The sequence below is a fragment of the Siccirubricoccus phaeus genome (assembly GCF_008360935.1).
In the GTDB taxonomy this organism is placed as follows: domain Bacteria; phylum Pseudomonadota; class Alphaproteobacteria; order Acetobacterales; family Acetobacteraceae; genus Siccirubricoccus; species Siccirubricoccus phaeus.
Window position 1 is genome coordinate 34,568 of sequence record NZ_SRXO01000012.1, and the last position, 21,387, is coordinate 55,954.

Consider the following 21,387-nt stretch of genomic DNA (forward strand, 5'->3'; position numbering starts at 1 on the left):
CGGGCCGCCGGATGCGGCCGGCGCAGCATGCGGAAAGAGGCCGCAACGAAACAAGCACCGTCCCGGCTGGAAGCGCACTCTTTCTGTCACAAGCCTGCGATGGCGGCTCCGCCATGAGATGGAGACTTTGCCCCCGATGTCCCCGGCGAAGGGCGCTGTTCTCGGACTCCCGCGGGGCCGTGGAAGGCTGTGCCTTCGAACCTCCCCGCCCCCCGCCGGGACTCGGCAGGCGAATCATCGGGTCTGAAACTCGGACCAGGGTCCGGGGGGTGGTCCACCCCCCGGCGGGGGTGCAGGGGCAGCGCCCCTGCCGGGATCCGTGGCGAAGCCCCCGCCTATTCCGGCGCGATCCGGAACCGCCCCAGCCGGATCAGCGCATCCGCCGCCGGCGCCGGCAGCAGCGCCAGGCCCCGCAGCAGCGCGCCCAGCGCCCAGGGCGTCACCACCCGCCCCTGCCCGGCCCGCAGCGCGCGCAGCAGGCGCGCCGCCATCGCCTCCACCCCCACCTCCAGCGGGTGGGCGCCGAGGTAGCGCGCGCTCATCCCGCTTGCGAAGAAGCCCGGCGCCGCCACCAGCACGCGCAGCCCGGCCGGGCCATGCGCCGCCCGCAGCGCCTCGCCATAGGCCCAGAGCCCGGCCTTGCTGGCGGAATAGGCCGGGCTGTCCGGCAGGCCGAGGAACCCTGCCACCGAGCCGACCAGCAGGATGCGCCCCTCGCCCCGCGTCAGCAGGCGGGGCAGCATGGGCTGCACCAGATGGATGGCGCCCAGCAGGTTCACCGCCACCACCTGCGCCGCCGCCTCCGGGCTTTCCGGCGCGCCGTCCGGCGTGGTGCCGGCGCTGATGCCGGCATTGGCGATGAGCGTGTCGATCGCCCGCTCCGCCTCCCAGGCGGCCAGCAGCGCTGCCATGCCCGCGGCGTCGGCCACGTCCTGCGGGCGGGTCGCGACCTCGGCGCCGCGCGCCTGACAGGCGGCGGCCGTCGCCTGCAGCCCGGCCTCGCTGCGGGCGATCAGCGAAAGCCGCCGCCCCGGCGCTGCCATCTGCCGCGCCAGCGCGGCGCCCAGGCCGCGGGAAGCGCCGGTGATCACCGCATGGCGAATCGGGCCCTGGCGGCTCACCGCCCCGCCCACCAGCCGGCGAGGAAGCGCGAGACCCGCGCGGTGAGGGCCCGCAACGCCACGGGCACGGTCGGGCGCAGCGCCGGCCGCGGCGGCGCGGTGGCCAGCCGCTGCACCAGCAGTTCCGGCGGGCAGGGCAGGCCGGTCACCGGGTCGAAGCAGCGGATATAGAGGATCAGCGCGGCGGCGGTCAGCGCATCCAGGCAGAGGCGGCGGCCGCGGCGCGGCGGCGGGTCGCGATCCTCGGTCAGCCCCCAGCCGGCATAGAAGGGCTGGCCGTAGGTGGTCACCTTCAGGCCGCGCAGCAGCGCCTCGAAGCCCGCCAGGGAGGAGATGGTATGCACCTCCTGCACCATCCCGTAGAGGGCGCCGATCGGCACCTGCGGCAGCACATGGTCGGCCAGTGCCGCAGCCGCCGCCGGCGGCACCGCGCCGCGCCGCATGCCGCTGACCACATCCGGGTGCGGCTTGAAGAGCAGCACCGCGTCCGGATTCGCCGCCCGCACCGCCCGCAGCAAGGCCAGGTTGCCGCGGATGCGGCCGCCGCCGCGCCGCATCGCCGCGTCATCCTCCACCTGCCCCGCCACCAGGATGGCGCGCCTGCCGGGCGGCAGGGCGAGGGAAGGCGCATCCCCCGCCAGATTGTATTTGGTGATGTTGGCCGCCAGCAGCGCCTGGCGCAGCCGCGCCGCGCGGGCCAGCAGCGCGGCGTCGAATTCGGCGGTCGCCAGCAGATGCTCCAGCGCGCTTTCCCGCTGCGGGTCGAAATGAATGCCGCGATCATCCACGGCGAGGGAGGCGGCCGGCGTCAGCAGCACCCCGAGCCCGGCGGAGCGGATGAAGCCGTCCTCGAGCTGCAGCAGCGGCACGCCCTCCGCCGCCGCCCGCAGCCGCAGCCTCTCCGGCATCACCGAGGCCCAGACGGCGACCGCCCCGTCCTCCCGCCGCGCATCGCGGATGGCCACGCTGCCGCGCATGCGCATGCGCGGCGGGCCGGCGCTGCTGGCGAGCGCATCGCGGATATGGCGGTGCTTGAACCACTCGATGCCGGTGCAGGCGCGGATGCGGCGATGCGCCGCCTCCGCCTCCCGCCAGGCGGCGAGCTGGGCGAGGCCCTGCCCGGCGGTCCAGGCGCCGCCGCGGAACGGGTCCACCCAGCGCGTGGCGGCGAAGAGGGCGGCGAGCACCGCCTCGGCGGGCGGCCCGGCCCAGGGGGAAGCGGCATGGTCGCGCAGCCGCACCCCGGCGGCCAGGGCGAGCAGGCCCAGCTCATCGCCCAGCACATGCAGCTCCGCCGCCAGGTCGAGCAGCGTCCAAGGCGCCAGGCGCTCCGGCCTGGTGCCGGGTAGTACGGGGCGCGCGCCGGCCGGGGCGTCGGGGCGGCGCAGCAGCAGCAGGGGGCGGCCGGCAGCCGCTTCGCCGGCACGCGCCAGCATGGCCCGGGCCGCGCCGGCCTGCGCCGCATCGCACGGGTCCAGCACCAGCACCGCGCCGCGCGGCACCAGGCCGAGCGTCGCCGGGCCCGGATCCGGCAGGCCCGGCTCCCCGCCCACCCGGCCGGCACGCCAGGCGGCCAGCAACTCGGGCAGCGCCGGCACCATGGCCTGCGCCGCGAGTCCGGCATGGATGGCGGCAGGCAGGTCCGGCGCGGCCAGCCAGGAAAGCGCCACCTGCCGGCGCCCGAATGCCGGCGCGCGGAACAGGCCGGGCGAGCGGCCGCTCCCGGCGTCCTCGGCCGCGGCTTTCGCCGCCGCCGCGCCTGCCGGCGCCTCGGCGCTCTCCAGCGTGCGAAACAAATGATTCATCCCCGCCGCCCTATAGGGGAGCCGAGCTTCGCCCAAAATGCGAAACGTGCTTACCGCCGCCTCGCTTTTTGCTAGAGGGGGAAATGGGGGCCATCAGCGAATGAATACCACTTTGCGCATTGTCCAAAACGGCGCGTGCAACCAGGACGGGAACCACCAGCGGCCGCCGCACTGGCTTCGGGGGGGCCAGAGGGCGAGGGTGCTGGGGCTGCTCCTGGGCGGGATGGCGCTGGCGGGGTGCATCTCGCCCATGGAAGGGGGCGGGGCAGATGGGGCCGCGACCGTGCTTCCGGCCAGCTATGCGATGCCGGCGGACCCGCTGCTGGCCTTCGCCGCCAACGCCGCCCCGGGCAGCGAAAGCGCCGTGACGCTGGCCAGCGGCCAGACCGCGCGGGTGCGGCTGCTGCGCCGCTACACCGCCGCCAGCGGGCGGGAATGCCGGGAATTGCTGATCGGCCGCGGCTATGACGAGCGCAGCCGGCTGGTCTGCCAGGGCGAGACCGGCTGGGTGGAAGCCCGGCCGCTGCTGCGCGCCGGCAAGGGCCGGCCGTGAGCGGCAGCGCCGCCTCCCGCGGCAGCGCCCTCACCGGGCTGCGGGTGCAGCTTCGGGTGCTGGGCGCGCTGACCCTGCGGGAGCTCGGCACGCGCTTCGGGCGCGACAATCTGGGCTATCTCTGGCTCTTCGTCGAACCTGCGCTGCTCGGCGGCGCGATCGGCGCGGTGCACCATCTCAGCGGCCACGGCCTGCCGGGCGGGCTGCACGTCGCGACCTTCTGGGTGATGGGCTACATCCCCTACTACCTGCTGCGCGGCATCATCAACCGGGCGCCGGTCGCCATCGTCTCCAACCAATCGCTGCTCTACCACCGCAACATCTCGATCTTCGACATCATCCTGGCGCGCGACCTGCTGGAAGGCGCCGCGGTGGGCGGGGCGATGCTTGCCTTCGCGCTGTTCTTCGGCATGACTGCCGGCGAATGGCCCCGCGAGCCGGAGAAGGTGGTGATCGGCATGCTGATGATGCTCGGCTTCAGCCACGGCGTCGCCATGCTGATCGCCGCCGGCAGCGTCTATACCGAGCTGTTCGACCGGGTGGTGCACCTCTTCACCTATATCTCCCTGCCGGCGACCGGCGCCTTCTTCATGGTGTTCTGGCTGCCGACGGAGCTGCAGCAGGCCGCGCTCTGGATTCCGACCGTTCACATGTTTGAAATTGTCCGCAACGGGCAGTTCGGCAACCAGGTGCCGACGCATTACGACGTCGGCTACGTGCTCGGCTGGGTGGCGGGGCTCAACCTGCTGGGCATGGCGGCCATCCGGCGGGCGCGGCAGGATCTGGTGATCTGAGGCGCCATGATCCGCATCACCGATCTCTGCAAGGTCTACAAGACCCATCTCGGGCCGAAGACGGTGCTGAACGGGCTGTCCGCCGAATTCCGCCATGGCGAGAAGGTGGGCATCCTCGGCCGCAACGGCGCCGGCAAGACCACGCTGCTCCGCCTGATCTCCGGGGTGGAGGGCTACACCTCCGGCCGGATCGAGCGGCGGATGAGCGTCTCCTGGCCGCTCGGCTTCGCCGGCGCCATGCATTACAGCATCTCCGGCGCCGACAATGCCCGCTTCATCGCCCGGATCTACGGCAAGCCGCTGGACTGGACGGTCGGCTTCGTCGAGGATTTCGCCGAGCTCGGCGAGTATTACCGGCTGCCGGTGCGGACCTACTCCTCCGGCATGATGATGCGGCTCGGCTTCGCCCTCTCCCTCGCGGTCGATTTCGACTGCTACCTGGTGGATGAGGTGATCGCGGTCGGCGACAGCCGCTTCGGCGAGCGCTGCCGCGTCGCCCTGGCCGAACGCCATGCCAACAGCACCCTGCTGCTCGTCTCTCACCAGGTCGCCACGGTGCGGGCCTTCTGCTCCTCCGCCGCGGTCCTGCAGGATGGTAGGTTGACCCGCTATGACGATCTGGACGAAGCAATCGCCGCCTACCACGCTGCCTGACGTCGGGGCGAGCGATGCCGGCTGGTCCGGCCCGGTCGCCCCGCCTGGCCTGCTGAGCCGGCTGCGCCGCCTGGCGCGGCGCAACGCCTTCAAGCTGACGGTCCTGCTGCCGACGCTGCTGGCCGGGCTCTACTTCATCCACTTCGCCGCCCCGCAATATGATTCGGAAGCCCGCTTCCTGATCCGCGGCCGCCAGCAGGTGCCCACCGGCGGCCTGGGCGAGATGCTGCATGCCTCCGGCTTCCGCCCCGCCTCCGAGGATGCGATGGGGGTGCGGGACTATCTGCAGTCGCATGATGCTGTGGCGGCGCTGCGCGCGCGGCTGCCGCTGGTGGAGATGTTCCGCCGGCCGGAAGCCGACGAGGTCGCCCGGCTGTGGTGGGAGAACCCGACGGCTGAGCGGCTGCATGATTATTTCCGCCGCATGGTGACAGTGGAATACGACACCACCAGCGGCATCACCGCGCTGCGTGTCCGCAGCTTCCGGCCTGAGGACAGCAGGACGATCGCCGAGGCGCTGCTCGGCCTTTCCGAGGCCATGGTCAACAGCCTGAACCAGCGGCTGCAGGAGGACGGGCTGCGGGTGGCGCGGGAGGAGGTGGGCCGCGCCGAACGGCGGCTGGCCACCGTGCAGCTGGAGATGACCCAGTTCCGTGAGCGGGAGCGGGCGGTGGACCCGACCCGCTCCGCCGCCCTCGCCCTCGAGAATCTCGGCAAGCTGGAAGGCGCGCTGGCCCAGGCCCGGGCCGAGCTGGCCGAGGCCCAGCGTTTCACCCGCGCGGACAATCCGCGCGTCGTGCAGCTCCGCAACCGCATCGAGGCGCTGAACGCCCAGGTGGCCGAGGAGCGGGTGCGGATCAGCAGCACCGATGCCGGCCTTTCCCAGCAGATCGGCGAGTATGAGCGGCTGGGCACGGAGCGGGAGCTGGCGCGCACCCAGCTCGCCTCCGCCACCGCCTCGCTCGAGCGCGCGCGGGTGGATGCGCAGCGCCAGCAGATCTTCCTGCTGCGCGTGGTGGAACCCAACCTCGCCGAATACGCCCGCTACCCAAAGGGCGTGCAGACCACCCTCTACATCTTCATCTGCCTGTCCGTGGCTTACGGGCTGGCTTGGCTCCTCGTGGCGGGAATGCGTGAACATGCTTCTTGAAGGCCTCACCAGGCGCGCCAGGATGGCGCTGCTGGTGGCCATGGCGCCGGGCGTCGCCCTGGCGCAGACGCCGATGCAGCTCCTCCAGCAGAACCAGATGCTGCAGCAGCAGAACCAGCAGCTCTCCCGGCCCAGCCCCGGCCCCAGCGGCGCCGCGGTGACGGAGAGCCTGCCGAGCCTGGTCGGCCCGGACCGGGTGCTGAGCCGGACCGGCACGGAGACGCAATCCGAAGGCGGGCCCACCGCGACCGGGCCGCTCGGCGATGCCAGCCGCATCGGCGGGCGGCCGGCGGTGTTCGGCGCCAGCCTCTTCACCCGGGACGCGACCTCGGTTTCCGACGCGCCCAACCCGAATTACCAGATCATCCCGGGCGACCGCGTTTCCATCCGGGTCTGGGGCGCGGTGGAGGCGGAGACGGTGGCCGTGGTGGACCCCACGGGCAATCTCTTCCTGCCCAATATCGGCCCCATCCGCATCGCCGGCACCCGCGCGGGCGATTTGCAGCAGGTGGTGGAGGCGGAGGTGCAGCGCACCTACACCAGCCAGGTGCAGGTCTATGCGGTGCTGCTCTCCACCCAGCGCATCGGCGTCTTCGTCGCCGGCTTCGTCCGCACCCCGGGCCGCTTCGGCGGCAATGCGGCGGACAGCGTGCTGGACTTCCTGGTGCGAGCCGGCGGCGTCGATCCCGGCCGCGGCTCCTACCGCGACATCCAGGTGCAGCGCGGCGGCCGCAGCGTGGCGACGGTCGATCTCTACCGCTTCCTGCTGGAAGGCAGGCTGCCGGCGGTCCGGCTGCAGGAGGGCGACACCATCGTCGTGGCGCGCCAGCGTGCCGTGGTGGGCGCCGATGGCGCGGTGCGCAACAACTACCTGTTCGAGGTGCCGGGCCGCGTGATGGCCGGGCGGGAACTGGTGGAGTACGCCCGCCCGCTGCCGGCCGCGACCAACGCCATCATCCGCGGCAGCCGCGGCGGCCAGCCCTTCTCCCGCTACGTCTCGCTGAGCGAGCTTTCCGGCGTGACGCTGGGGGACCAGGACACGGTCACCTTCATCACGGACAGCCCGGCGCCCAGCGTGCGCGTGACGGTGGAGGGCAGCCGCATCGGGCCTTCCGTGCTGGTGGCGGACCGCGAGGCGACGCTGTGCGACGTGCTGGACCATATCGCGGTGGACCCGGCGCTGGCCGATACGCGCTCCGTCTTCCTGCTGCGGCCTTCCGTGGCGCAGCAGCAGCGCCGCGCCATCGATGAGGCGCTGGACAGGCTGGAGCGGCAGCTTTTCATGGCGGTTTCCGCCACCACCGGCGTCGCCGCCATCCGGGCGACGGAGGCGAATCTCGTCTCCTCCTATATCCAGCGGGCACGGCGGACTCAGCCGGAAGGGCGCGTGGTCGTCTCCGACCGCGATGGGCGCTGCGCGCCGGTGCGGCTGGAAGAGGGCGATGTGATCGTCATCCCGGAGAAATCCCAGACCGTGTTGGTGGCGGGCGAGGTGACCGCGCCGCGCGCCGTGGTGTGGCGGCAGGGGATGCGGATCACGGATTACGTGCGCGCTGCCGGCGGCTATACGCCGCGGGGCAGCGATGGCGCGATGATGATCAGGCGCGCGAGCGGGGAGCTGGTGCTGGACCCGGAGGAGGGTCCGCGGCCGGGAGATGAGCTGATCGCGCTGCCGCGGCTGGATCCGAAGGTGTTCCAGGTGGGCAGCGAGCTGCTGGGGCTGATCTATCAGATCGCGGTGGCGACACGAATCTTCCTGTGATTGAGGGGGAGCTCTGCTCCCCCTCGCAAAGGGCCGAAGGGCCCTTGTGTCTTGTGAGTATGGTTAGGATGGGGCTGCCGGCCCGGGGCTCGCCCCGGGCCGGCGGCGCGATCTCGAGGCCGCATGGCCCCCGGTGCAAAGACCGTTTCAAAGCCTGGCCCGGATCCGCCTCCTGTTGAACCCGAACAGTTGCCTGGGGTGCAACCCCGAACTGGCAAGGATGGGGCAGAGGATGCGGAACCACAGCGGCAGCACCGTGATCGGCGTCGATGTCAGCGCCGCCTGGCTGGATGTGGCGTGGCCCGGGCAGCAGCCCAGCCGCTTCGCCAATGACCAGGCCGGCCATGCCAGCCTGCTCGGCTGCCTGCACGCCACCGGCGCGCTTGCCCCGCGCCCGGTCTTCGCCTGCGAGGCCTCCGGCGGCTTTGAACCCTTGAGTTTCGCGTCTCGACCGTCGCGCCCAGGACCCAAGGTTTCCAAAGGCCCTGCGGCCTTTGGTGGGGTGGGTTCGGGAGGGGCAAAGCCCCTCCCGGTTCAGCCCCGTGCTTCCTGAATGGCCCGCCACACCCGCTCTGGCGTCGCCGGCATGTCGATGTGGCTGATGCCATACTCCGAAAGCGCATCCACGATCGCGTTCATCACCGCGGGCAGCGACCCCGCGCACCCCGCTTCGCCGCAGCCCTTGGCGCCGATCGGGTTGGTCTTGCACGGATCCGGCCGGCTGAGGAAGCCGAAGCTCGGCACATCCGAAGCGCGCGGCAGCGCGTAATCCTGATAGCTGCCGGAGAGGAGCTGGCCTTCCTCCGAATAGGCCACATGCTCGTAGATCGCCTGGCCGATGCCCTGGACGATGCCGCCATGCGCCTGGCCTTCGACCAGCAGCGGGTTCACGATGACGCCGAAGTCGTTCACCGAGGTGTAGCGCACCACATGGGTCAGGCCGGTCTCCGGCTCGATCTCCACTTCGCAGATGTGGCAGCCATTCGGATAGGCCATCGGCGCCTGGTCGAAGACATGCCTCACGTCCAGGCTTTCCGGCAGCTCCGGCGGCGGGTTGTTCGCGGTGCGGATGCGCGCCGCCACCTCCATGATGCTCATGGAGCGGTCGGTGCCGGCGATGGTGAAGCGGCCGGTGCCATCGGCGTCGCGGGTGAACTCGATATCCGCCGGCGCCGCTTCCAGCATATGCGCCGCGGCGAGCTTGCCCTTCTCGATGACGAGCTGCGCTGCCTCGATGATCGCGGCGCCGGAGGCCATCAGCGATTTGGAACCGCCGGTGCCGCCGCCGGCGATCAGCAGATCGGAATCGCCCTGCACCAGACGGATGCTCTCGAAGGGTACGCCCAGGGTCTGGTGCAGCACCTGGGCGAAGGGCGTCCAATGCCCCTGGCCGTAATCGAGCGTGCCGGTAATGATGGTGACCGTGCCATCCTCGTTGAAGCGGATCTCTCCTTGTTCCTTCATCGGCGGCGCGGTGCATTCGAGGAAATTGCCGATGCCCCGGCCGCGCAGCTTGCCGGCGGCCTTGCTCTCGGCCTTGCGGGCCTCGAAGCCGTCCCAGTCGGCGGCGTCCAGCGCCGCCTCCAGCACCCCGGTGAAATCGCCGCTGTCATAGACGCTGCCGGAAGGGGCGCTGAAGGGAAAGGCCTCCGGCTTGATGTGGTTGATGCGGCGCAGCTCGATGGCGCTGCGCCCGGTCTCCTTCGCCGCCTGCTCCAGCAGCCGCTCGAAAAAGTAATTCCCCTCAGGCCGCCCGGCGCCGCGATAGGCGGAGACCGGCGTGGTGTTGGTGACGAGGCATTTGGTGCTGACCTCGATCAGCGGCGTCGCGTAATTGGACTGGATGTTCTTGCTGAAATTGCCGGTGCCCATCAGCGGCCCGACCGTCGCCAGATAGCCGCCCATATTGGCGTAGGAGGTGAGGCGCACGGCGAGCGCCTTGCCCTCCGCATCCAGCGCCAGCTCCGCCTCCACCTCATGGTCGCGGCCATGCTGGTCGGAGAGGAAGGAGCCGGTGCGCTCATCCGTCCATTTCACCGGCCGGCCCAGCACCTTAGCGGCATGCAGCAGGCAGGTGTATTCCGGATAGGCGCTGGCCTTCATGCCGAAGCTGCCGCCGACATTGCCGGTCAGGATGCGGACCTTGTCCGTCGGCACCTTCAGGATGTCGTTCGCCATCTGGCCGCGCAGGCCGAACACGCCCTGGCTGCCGACATGCAGGGTGTAGCGGCCGCTCTCCGGATCGTATTCGCCGATCGCGCTGCGCGGCTCCATGGCGCAGACGACGATGCGGTTGTTGCGGATGGAAAGCTTCGTGACATGGGCGGCGGCGGCGAAGGCGGCGGCCACCTTCTCCGCATCGCCGAAATGGAAATCCAGCACCTGGTTGCCGGGGATGTGGTCGTAGAGCTGTGGCGCATCCGGGGCAGCGGCGGCGGAGGCGTCCGTCACCGCCGGCAGGATGTCGATGTCGAGATAGACCGCCTCGGCGCCATCCTTCGCTGCTTCCTTGCTCTCCGCCACCACGCAGGCGACGGGGTCGCCGACGAAGCGTACCTTGTCGGTGACGAGGGAGGGCCGCAGGATGTTGATCAGCGGCGAGCCGTCCCGGTTCTTCAGCGGCAGCACGCAACGCAGCGGGCCGTATTCGGCGAGGTCGGCGCCGGTGAAGACGGCGACGACGCCTGGCACCTCCTTCGCCGCCGCCGTGTCGATACCCTTGATGATGCCATGCGCATAAGGGCTGCGCACGATGACGCACCAGAGCTGGCCGGGAAGGGCCAGGTCATCCGTATAGCGGCCCTGGCCCTGCAGCAGGGTCGGGTCCTCATTGCGCGGAACCGGCTGGCCGACGCCGAATTTCAGGCGCGTGACATCCGGCAGGGTAATGTCGGGCATGGGCTCTCTCGCCGCTGTTGGGGATTGCGGCAGAGATTGCACCCGCCCGGGGATTTGCAACAGGCCCCCCAAGGGCGTGTGGCGGGGGCCTGCGATGCCTCAGCCAATGGGCGGCAAATGCAGCGCCACCGCTTCGCCGTCATGCCCGGCCACGCTGGGAAAGCGCCGGCGCACGTCCGGGTCATGGCCGGGGATGACGCGGCTCTCATCGCCTTCCGCCAGCCGCTTCACGGCGCGCCAGCCCTGGGTCATGGCGCCGAGGTCGAAGATGATCGGGAAGGGGTTGCCGGTGCCGGGATTGGCATAGAAGTGCAACGCATCGGAGGCGATCACCACCGGCCCCCGCGCCGTCTGCACCCGCACGACCTGCAGCCCGTCCGAATGCCCGCCGACCCGATGGACGGTGACGCCGGGCGCCACCTCCCCGTCGCCGTCATGGAATTGCACCTTGTCCGCGTACAGGGCACGGACCATGGAGATGACGTGATCCGCCTCGAAGGGCACGCGGATGCAGGCGGCACACATATGCCGGCCAGTGGCGAAGGCCATCTCCCGGTCCTGGATATGGATCCGGGCGCCGGTGAACAGATCGATGCTGCCGGCATGGTCGTAATGCAGATGCGTCACCACCACGTCCTGCACCTTGGCCGGGTCACAGCCCATGGACCGCAGGCCCTCGGCGACGCTGCGGCTCAGCGTGCGGCCGCGCTTCTCGGCCAGGGCAGCGTCGAAGCCGGTATCGACGACGATCTCATGGCCCTCGGCATTGCGCAGCAGCCAGACATAGTAGTCGAGCGGCATCGCCTCATGCGGGTCGGCGACCGGCAGCAGGAAATTGGCCTGGGCCGGACGTTCATGCCGGCCATAGCGGATGGCGTAGGCTTCCCACAATTTTGCTGCCGTCATGGCGCTTGTCCCTCCCGATCCTAGTGTCCCGATTCCGAAGTCCTGCGGGCTTCGTTCTCGGGCCACTAGTATCGCGGTGCGGAGGACGTCTCCGGGTCACGCAGGTAGTAGGAATCGCGCGCGTGCCGTCGGTAGTATCGCTCCTCCTCGGCCGGCATCCCGATATCCTTGTACCAGGGAAGATGCCTGCAGACGTAACGTCCGGCAACCCGCACGCCACGCAGCGGGTCGCTCGGATCGAAATACCGCTTGTTGTACAGCGCGAAGGTGGTGTCCACCGGTGCCCGGTAGACCGGATCGCCTTCCGGCAGTGGCGTCAGCGGCTCCTGCCAGAATTGATCCTCCCACTCCCAGATCTTCCAATGGCGATCACCGACGGGGAATGCCTCGTCCCGCATCCTTGCGACATCTGAGATGTCGAGGGCCAAGCCTGCCTTGCCGATCGCGAGTGTCTCGGTGAGGGCGGCAAGGCGAGCGAGGAAATCCGCCGGCATCTCCGGGTTGAGCACGAGATCCGGATCGGTGACGCAGAAGAATTGCGGCAGCAGCGCGTAGCTGACGGGGTCGAGGAAGATGGCGCGCGGTCCGCGATTCTCCGGCAGGAGGATGACCGTCACGCCGGGGCCGGGCGCGGCCAGATAGTCCCGCATGGGCGGATAGTCCGAGGCGTTGTCCAGCAGATACAGCCGACGCAGGCCTCGCGCGCGCAACTGCTCGACCATCCCGCGGGTGTAGGTGACCGCGTTGAAGCAGGGAATGAAAACCGGAATGTCCGCTTGCATGGCGGCACCTACCGAGACATACGGGGCGGGCAGTGAGGCGGTGGGTAGGATGTCGCGGCGGCCCTGTGGCGCGGTCGTGTCGAGAAGCAGCGCCGCGAAGCGGCGCCGCAGCCTCAGCCGATCCACGAGCCAGACCCTGGCCCGGTTGGTCACCTCCGCACGCCAGTCCATGCGTTTCCGCTGCCATTCCTGCGCGATATCGGGTGCAGGACCGTATGCGGAAGCGCAGCCAGGGCGGCATCGCGATCCTGCGACACGCCGACATGGCGGCCGGCGCGCCGGTGGGGAGCTATTTGTTGCCGCCGAGAATCTCGCCGGCGAGCTTCTCCGAAAGCTGGCTCATCGCCGTGTGGTTATGGCCAGGGCCGAGGGCCGCCAGCGCCCCGGCCCACATCTCCTTGCACAGCGCGGAGAAGGGCGTCGGCGTGTTGGTATCCCGCCCCACTTCTAGTGCGATGCCGAGATCCTTCACCATCAGCTCCATGGCGAAGCCGTCGTCGAAGCGGCGGTTCAGCACATATTGCTTGAACTTCCGCTGGCTGCTGTTGGACATGCCGGAGGAAGCGTTCAGCACATCCACCATCGTCCCGGCATCCAGGCCGAAGCGCTGGCCGATCAGCAGCACCTCGATGCCCATCAGGAAGGTGCCGGCGGAGGAGAGGTTGTTCAGCGCCTTCATCGCCTGGCCGGCGCCGATGCCGCCGCAGCGATAGAGGCTGCTGCCCATCGCCTTCAGCACCGGCTCCGCGCGGTCCAGCTCCGCCGTCTCGCCGCCCAGCATGATGGCGAGGTCGCCGGTCTTGGCCCGCGGCACGCCGCCGGAGACGGGCGCGTCGATCATCGCGATGCCCTTCTCCGCCAGCTTCGCCGCGATCTCCCGCGTCTTCGCCGGCTGGCCGCTGGTCATGTCGATCACCAGCGCGCCGGCGGCGAGCACGGGGGCGAGCAGCGCCGCCACCTCCGCCACCTGCTTGCTGGTGGGGAGGATGGCGATGACGGCATCCGCGCCCTTGGCCGCGGCGGCGGCATCGGCGGCGGCATTGCCGCCCACCTCTTCCGTGAACTTCGCGCTGCGGCCGGGGACGGCGTCGCAGACCGTGACCTCGAAGCCGGCCTTCACCAGATTGGCCGCCATCGGCCAGCCCATATTGCCGATGCCGACGAAGGCGAGCTTCTTGAGCGGGGTGGCCATCACTTCTTCCCCGGCAGCGCACCTTCCGCGACCAGCACCTCATGCGCCGCCTTGAAGGCGTCGAGGCCGGCCGGGATGCCGCAATAGGCGGTGGCGTGCAGCAGCGCCGCCTTGATCTCCTCGACGGTCACGCCGTTGTTCAGCGCGCCCTTCACATGCAGCTTGATCTCCGGCGCGCGGTTCAGCGCGGTCAGCATCGCCAGGTTGATCAGGCTGCGGGTCTTGCGGTCCAGCGTCGGGTCGCCCCAGGCCCAACCCCAGGCCCAGCTCGTCGTCGCACGCTGGAAGGACATCATGAAGTCGTCGGCCTTGGCCATGGAGGCATCGACATAGGCCGGGCCCAGCACTTCACGGCGAATCGGCAGGCCCTTGTCGAACAGGGCGGAATCCTCGGACATCGCATCCTCCTGAGGGGGGAAAGGGGCCGCAGGCTCGCGCGCCCGGGCGCCGAGGTCAACGGGTGGCGCCGGGTTTTCAGGGGGCTAGGATGGGGGGGCGAAGGAGACCCGTCCATGTTCTTCGAGGGATTCACGCTCGAGACCCGGGAAGCCAACGGCCAGCGCATCCGCCTGCGGCATGGCGGCAGCGGCCCGCCCTTGCTGCTGCTGCACGGCAATCCGCAGACCCATGCCATGTGGCACAGGCTGGCCCCGGTGCTGGCGCAGAAATACACGGTCATCGCCCCGGATATCCGCGGCTATGGCTTCACCGAGGCGCCGCCAGTGACGCCCGACAGCCGCCACTACGCCAAGCGGGAGATGGCGGCCGATCTGGTCGCGCTGATGCGGGGCTTCGGCCATGCGCGCTTCCGGGTGGTGAGCCATGACCGCGGCGCGCGGGTGGCGCACCGGCTGGCGCTGGACCATCCGCAGGCCGTCGAGAAGCTCTGCACCATGGACATCATTCCGACCATCGAGCATTTCGAGCGGGCGGATATGCATTTCGCGCTCGGCTACTACCACTGGTTCTTCCTGGCCCAGCCGCATGACAAGCCGGAGCGGATGATCCTGCGCGACACGGAGGATTGGTTCGACCTGCACACCTCGCGCGAGCCGAAGGACAAGAGCTTCTTCCACCCGGAGGCACGGGCGGACTACCTGGCGGCGCTGCAGGAACCGGGGACGGTGACGGCGATCTGCGAGGATTACCGCGCGGCGATCGGGATCGACCTGGAGCATGACCGGGCGAGCCGGGCGGCGGGGGTGAAGGTGCAATGCCCGATGCTGGCGCTGTGGGGCGCCAAGGGGTCGCTGCCCAAATGGTACGCGCCGCTGGAGGTGTGGCGCGGCTATGCCGCGGGGTCGCTGGAAGGCGGCCCGGTGAACAGCGGGCACTATCTGGCGGAGGAAGCGCCGGAGGAGTGCCTGGGGTATTTGGAGAAGTTCCTGTGAGGAATTGAGGGCGGGCTCTGCCCTCCCTCTCACGTTGAACGCAGCGCGTCCAACCCCGCAAAGGGCCGAAGGGCCCTTGGAACCCCATGAGTCTTGGACCCGACGGTCGAGACGCCGAACTCAAGGTTTCCAAAGGCCTTTCGGCCTTTGGCGGGGTGGGTCCGGGAGGGGCGGAGCCCCTCCCGGTCAGCCCAGCGCCTTGTAGAAGAACACCACATCCTCCCGGTCCGGCCCGTAGCCCGGGATACGTCCGGCTTCCTGCCAGCCCAGCCCACGGATCAGCGCCTCCGCCGCGCTGCCGGCCGGGCATTCCAGCGTCAGCAGCCGCCGCCCGCAGCGTTCCACCGCCTGCAGCAGCGCGCGGCCGACGCCCCGGCGCCGCTCCGCCGGATCCACCAGCAGCAGGCTGATCCTGCCACGATGCGGCGGCGCGGCGGTTTCGACCTGCACCGTGCCGACCAGCCGCCCCTCCAGCCAGGCCACCAGCAGCAGCCGCTGCCCCGTGGCGACCTCGCCCGTCACCCGGCGCCAAAAGGCCGGCGCCGCCTCGGCACCGCAGCGCGCCTGGATCGCCGCCAGGCGCCGCTCCGCGCTCCCCGCCGCCGCGGCGTCCAGCATCTCCACCACCAGCCCGGTGGCCGGCTTGGCGTAGCGGAATTCCAGGGATTTCGAGAGGTCGTCCAGGATGCGGATGGCGCCCTGGCGGACATAGCAGCGCTTCTCATAGAAGCAATGCGCCGCGTCGAAGCGCGTATCGGACCAGAGCACCAGGCGCCGCGCGCCCGCCGCCCGCGCATGCGCCTCCGCCAGATCCAGCAGAAGGTGCGCCAACCCGGTGCCGCGATGCCTGGCCGCCACATACATACGGCAGATCTCCCAGGCTGCGTCATCGCCGAGCGGGCGAGTGCCGACCATGCCGATCACCTCCCCCGCCTCTTCCGCCGCCCAGAGCGCGCCGCCGGCCTCGGCGAAATAGCTGGCGAGGGCGCGCAACTCCGGCACCTCCCCATCCACGTCCAGCACGCAGCCCGGATATTCCGCCCAGCAGGCGCCGATCAGGGCGATGAAGCCCTCGGCATCCGCGTCCCGGCCGGGCCGCAGAATCACGACAGCTCCCGGCAGAACTCCTGGATGCGGCCGCAGGCTTCCACCAGGCTGGCAGGATCCGTGGCGTAGGAGATGCGCATATGCGGGGACATGCCATAGGCCGCGCCCTGCACCGCCGCGACGCGCTTCTCCTCCAGCAGCGCCATGACGAAGTCCGTGTCGGTCTCGATCTTCCGGCCGCCCTTGCTGGTCTTGCCAAGGCAGCCGGCGAGGTTCGGGAAGACGTAGAAGGCGCCTTCCGGCTTGTGGCAGGAGATGCCGGGGGCGGCGTTCAGCATCTCCACCACCATGTCGCGGCGCTGGCGATACAGCTCCGCCCGCTCCTTCACGAAATCCTGTGGCCCGTCCAGAGCGGCGGCGGCGGCGGCCTGGCCGATGGTGGAGACGCCCGCCGTCGCCTGGCCCTGCATGTTGAACATGCCTTTGATCAGCGCGGCCGGGCCGCCGCCGAAGCCGACGCGCCAGCCGGTCATCGCATAGGTCTTGGAGACGCCGTTGACCGTCAGCGTGCGGTCCTTCAGCGCCGGCTCCACCGCCGCGATGGTGTGGAATTCATGGCCGTCATAGAGCAGATGCTCATACATGTCGTCGGTCATGATCCAGACATGCGGATGGCGCAGCAGCACATCGGCGATGGCGCGCATCTCGGCGTAATCCGGCACCGCGCCGGTGGGGTTGCTGGGGAAGTTCAGCAGCACCCACTTCGTCTTCGCGGTGATGGCGGCGTCGAGATCCTCGGGCCGCGGCTTGAAGCCGTTATTCTGCGGGCAGGGCACGCTGATCGCGGTGCCGCCGGCCATCTTCGCCATGTCGGCATAGCTGATCCAGAAGGGCGAGGGGATCACCACCTCGTCGCCCGGATCGACCGTCGCCATGAAGGCGTTGAAGATCACCTGCTTGCCGCCATTGCCGACGATGATCTCATCCGCCGCGTAGTCGAGGTTGTTGTCCCGCTTGAACTTGCGGGCGATGGCGGCCTTCAGCACCGGCGTGCCGCCCTGGGGCGGATACTTCGTGTCGCCGCGCAGCGCCGCCTGGTGGGCGGCCTCGATGGCGTGCGGCGGGGAGGGGAAATCCGGCTCCCCGTTCGAGAGGCTGATGACCTGGATGCCCTGGCTACGCAGCTCCCGCGCGCGCTGCGTCATGGCGGCGGAGGCGGAGACCTTGATCTGGCTCAGGCGGTTGGCGAGGGCGGGCATGGCGGGTCAGCTCAGGCTCTCGCAGAAGGCCCGGATGCGCCTGCACGCCTCCACCAGCACCGCATCCGCCGTCGCATAGCTGATGCGGAAATGGCCTGGATACATGAAGGCCGCGCCATGCACGCAGGCGACGCCGGCCTCCTCCAGCAGCGCCGTGCAGAAGGTCTCGTCATCGGCAATCTTCACGCCCTTCGGCGTCACCTTGCCGAGGCAGCCCTGCATGGAGGGGAAGACGTAGAAGGCGCCTTCCGGCTTGTGGCAGTACAGGCCAGGGGCCTTGTTCAGCTCCTCCACCATCATGTCGCGCCGCTTCTTGTAGGCGGCGCGCATCACCTCGATGCTCTCCTGCTGGCCGGTCAGGGCCTCCACCGCCGCAGCCTGGCTGACGCTGCTGGTGTTGCTGGTGGACTGGCTCTGCAGCTTGTCCATTTCCTTGATCAGCGCCACCGGCGCCGCGGCGTAGCCGATGCGCCAGCCGGTCATCGCATAGGCCTTGGAGCAGCCATTCATCGTCACGGTGCGGTCGCGCAGCCGCGGCTCCACCTCCAGGATCGTCGCCGGGCGGAAGCCATCATAGGCCAGCTTCTCATAGATGTCGTCGGTGAAGATCCAGACATCCGGGTGGCGCATCAGCACGTCAGTGAGCTGCTTCAGCTCCGCGGCATTGTAGGCGGCGCCGGTCGGGTTGCAGGGGTTGTTCAGGATGAACCATTTTGTCCGTGGCGTGATCGCCGCCTCGAGCTGCTCGGGGCGGAGCTTGAAGCCGCTGTTCTGATCACACGGGACGATGACGGGCGTCCCCTCGGCCAGCTCGACGATGTCCGGGTAGCTGACCCAGCAGGGGGCGGGGATGATCGCCTCCTCGCCCGGGTTGATGGTGGCCAGCAGCGCGTCGAAGATCACCTGCTTGCCGCCGGTGGCGATCAGGATCTCCTCCGGCCTGAACTCCAGCCCGTGGTCTTCCTTGAAGCGGTGGCAGACCGCCTTGCGCAAGGCGGGGGTGCCGGAGACGTCGGTGTACTTGGTCTCGCCGCGCTCGATGGCGGCGATCGCCGCGTCCTTCACGTTGCGCGGGGTGTCGAAATCCGGCTCGCCGGAGGACAGGCCGACGATGTCTTTCCCCGCCGCCTTCAGGGCCCGCGCCTTGGTGGTCATCGCAATGGTCAGCGATGGGGAGATGCGGTCGAGGCGGTCGGCGGTGAGCTTCATTGGGGCCCTGCTTGTGCTGCGAGGGCCGGGACCCTACCCCCCGCAACCGGGGGGTTCAACCCGCCGCTGCCGCATTCCGGGGCGATTCGGCGCGGTTTCAGTCAGGATCGCCCCCCCCGCCCGCGCAGCGCCCAGCCCGCCACCCCCAGCGCCGCCAGCACCAGCGCCAGGATCACCACCCCCAGCGCATTCACCTCCGGCGTCAGCCCCATGCGCAGGGAGGAGAAGATCAGCACCGGCAGCGTCGTGCCGGCAGGGCCGGAGACGAAGCTGGCCAGCACCACATCGTCGAGCGAGAGGGTAAAGGAAAGCAGCCAGCCCGCCACCAGGCTCGGCACCATCTGCGGCAGGGTGATGGTGCGGAAGACGGTGAAGGGGGTGGCGCCGAGATCCTGCGCCGCCGCCTCCAGCAGCGGGTCCAGCCGGGCGAGCCGCGCCTGCACCAGCACCGCGACATAGGCGAGGCCGAGCGTCGCATGGGCGAGCACGATGGTCCCCGCCCCCCGCTCCAGCCGCCAGCCCAGCAGCTTCTCCGCCGCGCCCTGGCCGAGGACGAAGAGCAGCAGCAGGGAAAGGCCCGTCACCACCTCCGGCAGCACCAGCGGGGCGCCGGCCAGCAGGCCGAAGAGCGGCCGGCCCCGGAATCGCCCGCCCCGCGCCAGCGCCCAGCCGACCAGCCCGCCCACCAGGCAGGCCAGCGTCGCCGCCCCCGCGGCGACGGAGAGGGAGAGCAGCGCCGCCTCCTGCACCCGGGCATTCTCCGCCAGGGCGGCGAACCAGCGCAGGGAGAAGCCGCCCCATTGGAAGGGGATGCGGTCCGCGCTGAAGGCGTAGCCCGCCAGCAGCAGGATCGGCGCCCAGAGGAAGAGCAGGCCGAGGGCCAGGACCAGCCGCGCCATCACCCTCGACCCAGGCGCTGATAGGCGCGGATCGGCAGGGCCAGCACCGCCAGCAGCACCAGCGCCAGGGCGGCGGCCAGGGGCCAGTCCCGGCTCTGGAAGAATTCCGCCCAGATCACCCGCCCCAGCAGCGGATCGCCCGGCGGGCCGAGCAGCTCCGGGATCACGAACTCCCCCGCCGCCGGGATGAAGACCAGCAGGAAGGCCGCCGCCACCGCGGGCAGGGAGAGCGGCAGGGTGACGGACAGGAAGACTCGCCCCGGCGCCGCGCCCAGATCGGCGGCCGCCGCCTCCAGCCCCCGGTCCCGCCGCGCCAGGGCGATGGCCAGTGGCAGCACGGCATAGGGCAGGTAGCTGTGCAGCATGCCGGCGAACAGCGCGACATCGCTGAACAGCAGTGTCAGCGGGGCCTCGATCAGCCCCGCCCGCAGCAGCACGCCGTTGATCCAGCCCTCATCCCGCAGCAGCCCGATCCAGGCGCCGAGCCGCGGCATCAGCCCGGTCCAGACCGGCGCCAGCACCAGCGCCAGCAAGGGCAGGCGCCAGCGCGGCCGCGCCTCGGCGACGGCATAGGCCATGGGGTAGCCCAGCAGCAGCGCCAGCCCCGCCGTCCCCGCCGCCACCAGCAGGGAGCGCAGCAGGGCGCCGGCATAATGCGGGTCCTCCAGCAGCAGGGCGAAGCTTTCCAGACTGCCCTGCCAGACCGGCGCCCCCGCCTGCCAGGCGAGCGGCGGCGCCACCGGCGGTACCCCCTCCGCCGCGCTGCCGAAGGCGATCCAGCCCAGCAGCAGCGACGGCGCCGCCACCAGCGCCAGCAGCCAGAGGAAGGGCGCCGAGATTAGCGCCGCCCGCATCAGCGCCCCGCCTTGAAGCGGCTCCACAGCCGCGAGCGCGCCCGGTCCTCGGCCGGGCTCAGCGTGCCCGGGACGAAGGCGCGGGCCAGGCTCTCGGCGGAGGGATAGACGCTGGGATCCTCCCGCACCGCCGCCGGCACCAGCGGCCGGGCGGCGGGGACGGCGTTGGGGTAGCGGACATGGCCGGTGATGGCGGCCATCACCTCCGGCCGCAGCAGGAAATTGATGAAGGCTTCCGCCGCCTCCGGATTCGGCGCATCGGCCGGGATCGCCAGCAGGTCGAACCAGAGATGCGCGCCGCTTTCCGGCGCGGCATAGGCGATCTCCACCCCCCTGCCCGCCTCCCGCGCCCGGGCCGCGGCCTGGATGACGTCGCCGCTATAGGTCAGCGCCACGCAGATCTCGCCCCGCGCCAGCATGTCCAGCAGCGCGCCGGAGCCGGGGATGGCGCGGAGCTGCGGCCGCACCGCCAGCAGCGCCTGCTCCGCCGCGCGCAGATCGGCCGGCGCCGTGCTGTCCGGGGCCTTCCCCAGCCAGCGCAGCACGGAGGGCAGCACATCCGTCGCGCTGTCCATGACGGCGAGGCCGCAGCGCGCCAGCTTCGCCGCATTCTCCGGCCGCAGCAGCAGGTCGAGCTGGTCGAACCGCGCCCCGGGCAGGATCTGCCGCACCGCATCCGCCCGCACCCCGAGCCCCACCGTGCCCCAGAGATAGATCGCGCCGAAGCGGTTGCCCGGATCCACCGTGGCGACGCGCGCCATCAGCGCCGGATCCAGATTCCCCCAATTCGGGATGCGCGCCTGGTCCAGCGGCCTGAGCGCCCCGGCGCGGACCAGCCGGGCGAAAGTCGGCTCGCTGGTCGGCACGATGAGGTCATAGCCGGAGCGGCCCGAGGAAAGCTTTCCTTCCAGCGTCTCCAGGCTGTCATAGACGTCGTAGCGGACCCGGATGCCGGTCTCCGCCTGGAAGCGCTGCACCACATAGGGGTCGATGTAATCCGCCCAATTATAGACGTTCAGCACCGGCTGCGCCGCCGCCGTCCGCCCCGCCAGCAGGGCGCCGAAGAGCAGGCCGAGGCATAGGGCACGGCGAAGGGTCATCGGGTCTCCCG

General features: G+C 70.5%; 20 protein-coding genes. 7 read left to right on the forward strand and 13 right to left on the reverse strand.

All coding sequences use genetic code 11. The features are described from left to right. Positions 1-335 precede the first annotated feature (335 nt). Together E5N76_RS17125 and E5N76_RS17130 are read right to left on the reverse strand one after the other, a co-directional pair. Positions 336-1,121 (reverse strand): SDR family NAD(P)-dependent oxidoreductase, encoded by a 786-nt coding sequence (locus E5N76_RS17125; RefSeq protein ID WP_187830221.1) that lies wholly within the window; start codon positions 1,119-1,121, stop codon positions 336-338. Next, complete coding sequence (locus tag E5N76_RS17130; protein WP_149538548.1) at positions 1,118-2,926, reverse strand: capsular polysaccharide export protein, LipB/KpsS family; 1,809 nt, start codon at positions 2,924-2,926, stop codon at positions 1,118-1,120. Before E5N76_RS17130 ends, E5N76_RS17125 begins: the two co-directional genes overlap by 4 nt. A 199-nt stretch (positions 2,927-3,125) precedes the next feature. Here E5N76_RS17130 and E5N76_RS17135 point away from each other — a divergent pair, with 199 nt between their 5' ends. The 6 genes from E5N76_RS17135 (at position 3,126) to E5N76_RS17160 (ending at position 8,392) form a co-directional block, all read left to right on the forward strand. Continuing rightward, positions 3,126-3,479, forward strand: coding sequence for a DVU3141 family protein (locus E5N76_RS17135; protein WP_187830222.1), 354 nt, complete (start codon positions 3,126-3,128; stop codon positions 3,477-3,479). Beyond that, positions 3,476-4,273 carry an ABC transporter permease gene (locus E5N76_RS17140; protein ID WP_187830223.1) on the forward strand — a complete coding sequence of 266 codons (798 nt, stop codon included), beginning with the start codon at positions 3,476-3,478 and terminating at the stop codon, positions 4,271-4,273. The genes E5N76_RS17135 and E5N76_RS17140 overlap by 4 nt, the downstream gene beginning before the upstream one ends. 6 nt (positions 4,274-4,279) lie before the next feature. Continuing rightward, positions 4,280-4,927 carry an ABC transporter ATP-binding protein gene (locus tag E5N76_RS17145; RefSeq protein ID WP_149538551.1) on the forward strand — a complete coding sequence of 216 codons (648 nt, stop codon included), beginning with the start codon at positions 4,280-4,282 and terminating at the stop codon, positions 4,925-4,927. Beyond that, complete coding sequence (locus tag E5N76_RS17150) at positions 4,884-6,077, forward strand: capsule biosynthesis protein (protein WP_149538552.1); 1,194 nt, start codon at positions 4,884-4,886, stop codon at positions 6,075-6,077. Before E5N76_RS17145 ends, E5N76_RS17150 begins: the two co-directional genes overlap by 44 nt. After that, on the forward strand, positions 6,067-7,839 hold the full coding sequence (locus tag E5N76_RS17155) for a polysaccharide biosynthesis/export family protein (RefSeq protein ID WP_235907745.1): 1,773 nt from the start codon (positions 6,067-6,069) through the stop codon (positions 7,837-7,839). The genes E5N76_RS17150 and E5N76_RS17155 overlap by 11 nt, the downstream gene beginning before the upstream one ends. Positions 7,840-8,071: 232 nt before the next feature. Further along, complete coding sequence (locus tag E5N76_RS17160; protein WP_149538553.1) at positions 8,072-8,392, forward strand: hypothetical protein; 321 nt, start codon at positions 8,072-8,074, stop codon at positions 8,390-8,392. Here the strand turns inward: E5N76_RS17160 and E5N76_RS17165 are convergent. The 5 genes from E5N76_RS17165 to E5N76_RS17185 all read right to left on the reverse strand — a co-directional run bounded on the left by E5N76_RS17165 (position 8,374) and on the right by E5N76_RS17185 (position 14,015). Continuing rightward, entirely contained in the window at positions 8,374-10,737 is a 2,364-nt protein-coding gene (locus E5N76_RS17165) for a xanthine dehydrogenase family protein molybdopterin-binding subunit (protein WP_149538554.1), read from the reverse strand. The genes E5N76_RS17160 and E5N76_RS17165 overlap by 19 nt on opposite strands. 99 nt (positions 10,738-10,836) lie before the next feature. Next, positions 10,837-11,643 (reverse strand): N-acyl homoserine lactonase family protein, encoded by an 807-nt coding sequence (locus tag E5N76_RS17170; RefSeq protein ID WP_149538555.1) that lies wholly within the window; start codon positions 11,641-11,643, stop codon positions 10,837-10,839. A gap of 65 nt (positions 11,644-11,708) precedes the next feature. Then, positions 11,709-12,596 (reverse strand): glycosyltransferase, encoded by an 888-nt coding sequence (locus E5N76_RS17175; RefSeq protein WP_149538556.1) that lies wholly within the window; start codon positions 12,594-12,596, stop codon positions 11,709-11,711. Between the two features lie 118 nt (positions 12,597-12,714). Next, positions 12,715-13,617, reverse strand: coding sequence for an NAD(P)-dependent oxidoreductase (locus tag E5N76_RS17180; protein ID WP_149538557.1), 903 nt, complete (start codon positions 13,615-13,617; stop codon positions 12,715-12,717). Next, positions 13,617-14,015, reverse strand: coding sequence for a carboxymuconolactone decarboxylase family protein (locus E5N76_RS17185; RefSeq protein WP_149538558.1), 399 nt, complete (start codon positions 14,013-14,015; stop codon positions 13,617-13,619). Before E5N76_RS17185 ends, E5N76_RS17180 begins: the two co-directional genes overlap by 1 nt. 114 nt (positions 14,016-14,129) lie before the next feature. Between E5N76_RS17185 and E5N76_RS17190 the strand changes: the two genes are divergently transcribed. Next, a complete protein-coding gene (locus E5N76_RS17190) occupies positions 14,130-15,008 on the forward strand; it encodes an alpha/beta fold hydrolase (RefSeq protein WP_149538559.1) in 879 nt (292 codons plus the stop codon). Positions 15,009-15,194: 186 nt separating this feature from the next. Here E5N76_RS17190 and E5N76_RS17195 read toward each other — a convergent pair whose 3' ends face one another. From E5N76_RS17195 to E5N76_RS17220, 6 genes are all read right to left on the reverse strand, one after another. Continuing rightward, complete coding sequence (locus E5N76_RS17195; protein ID WP_235907746.1) at positions 15,195-16,115, reverse strand: GNAT family N-acetyltransferase; 921 nt, start codon at positions 16,113-16,115, stop codon at positions 15,195-15,197. Next, a complete protein-coding gene (locus E5N76_RS17200; RefSeq protein WP_149538561.1) occupies positions 16,112-17,314 on the reverse strand; it encodes a pyridoxal phosphate-dependent aminotransferase in 1,203 nt (400 codons plus the stop codon). Before E5N76_RS17200 ends, E5N76_RS17195 begins: the two co-directional genes overlap by 4 nt. Before the next feature lie 6 nt (positions 17,315-17,320). Next, positions 17,321-18,523: a pyridoxal phosphate-dependent aminotransferase gene (locus E5N76_RS17205; RefSeq protein WP_149538562.1), complete on the reverse strand. Its 1,203-nt coding sequence runs from the start codon at positions 18,521-18,523 to the stop codon at positions 17,321-17,323. 101 nt (positions 18,524-18,624) lie between these two features. Then, entirely contained in the window at positions 18,625-19,422 is a 798-nt protein-coding gene (locus tag E5N76_RS17210; protein ID WP_149538563.1) for an ABC transporter permease, read from the reverse strand. Continuing rightward, positions 19,422-20,276, reverse strand: a complete 855-nt coding sequence (locus E5N76_RS17215; protein ID WP_149538564.1) for an ABC transporter permease — start codon at positions 20,274-20,276, stop codon at positions 19,422-19,424. The genes E5N76_RS17210 and E5N76_RS17215 overlap by 1 nt, the downstream gene beginning before the upstream one ends. Further along, a complete protein-coding gene (locus tag E5N76_RS17220) occupies positions 20,276-21,376 on the reverse strand; it encodes an extracellular solute-binding protein (protein WP_149538565.1) in 1,101 nt (366 codons plus the stop codon). The genes E5N76_RS17215 and E5N76_RS17220 overlap by 1 nt, the downstream gene beginning before the upstream one ends. Between the last annotated feature and the right edge of the window lie 11 nt (positions 21,377-21,387).

What these genes read in the sequence shown, in the direction of transcription:
- E5N76_RS17210 (WP_149538563.1), bottom strand. Translation starts at nt 19,422, where the DNA reads ATGGCGCGGCTGGTCCTGGCCCTCGGCCTGCTCTTCCTCTGGGCGCCG.
- E5N76_RS17205 (WP_149538562.1), bottom strand. Translation starts at nt 18,523, where the DNA reads ATGAAGCTCACCGCCGACCGCCTCGACCGCATCTCCCCATCGCTGACC.
- E5N76_RS17155 (WP_235907745.1), top strand. Translation starts at nt 6,067, where the DNA reads ATGCTTCTTGAAGGCCTCACCAGGCGCGCCAGGATGGCGCTGCTGGTG.
- E5N76_RS17145 (WP_149538551.1), top strand. Translation starts at nt 4,280, where the DNA reads ATGATCCGCATCACCGATCTCTGCAAGGTCTACAAGACCCATCTCGGG.
- E5N76_RS17180 (WP_149538557.1), bottom strand. Translation starts at nt 13,617, where the DNA reads ATGGCCACCCCGCTCAAGAAGCTCGCCTTCGTCGGCATCGGCAATATG.
- E5N76_RS17220 (WP_149538565.1), bottom strand. Translation starts at nt 21,376, where the DNA reads ATGACCCTTCGCCGTGCCCTATGCCTCGGCCTGCTCTTCGGCGCCCTG.
- E5N76_RS17130 (WP_149538548.1), bottom strand. Translation starts at nt 2,926, where the DNA reads ATGAATCATTTGTTTCGCACGCTGGAGAGCGCCGAGGCGCCGGCAGGC.
- E5N76_RS17200 (WP_149538561.1), bottom strand. Translation starts at nt 17,314, where the DNA reads ATGCCCGCCCTCGCCAACCGCCTGAGCCAGATCAAGGTCTCCGCCTCC.
- E5N76_RS17170 (WP_149538555.1), bottom strand. Translation starts at nt 11,643, where the DNA reads ATGACGGCAGCAAAATTGTGGGAAGCCTACGCCATCCGCTATGGCCGG.
- E5N76_RS17160 (WP_149538553.1), top strand. Translation starts at nt 8,072, where the DNA reads ATGCGGAACCACAGCGGCAGCACCGTGATCGGCGTCGATGTCAGCGCC.
- E5N76_RS17175 (WP_149538556.1), bottom strand. Translation starts at nt 12,596, where the DNA reads ATGGACTGGCGTGCGGAGGTGACCAACCGGGCCAGGGTCTGGCTCGTG.
- E5N76_RS17185 (WP_149538558.1), bottom strand. Translation starts at nt 14,015, where the DNA reads ATGTCCGAGGATTCCGCCCTGTTCGACAAGGGCCTGCCGATTCGCCGT.
- E5N76_RS17215 (WP_149538564.1), bottom strand. Translation starts at nt 20,276, where the DNA reads ATGCGGGCGGCGCTAATCTCGGCGCCCTTCCTCTGGCTGCTGGCGCTG.
- E5N76_RS17165 (WP_149538554.1), bottom strand. Translation starts at nt 10,737, where the DNA reads ATGCCCGACATTACCCTGCCGGATGTCACGCGCCTGAAATTCGGCGTC.
- E5N76_RS17190 (WP_149538559.1), top strand. Translation starts at nt 14,130, where the DNA reads ATGTTCTTCGAGGGATTCACGCTCGAGACCCGGGAAGCCAACGGCCAG.
- E5N76_RS17150 (WP_149538552.1), top strand. Translation starts at nt 4,884, where the DNA reads ATGACGATCTGGACGAAGCAATCGCCGCCTACCACGCTGCCTGACGTC.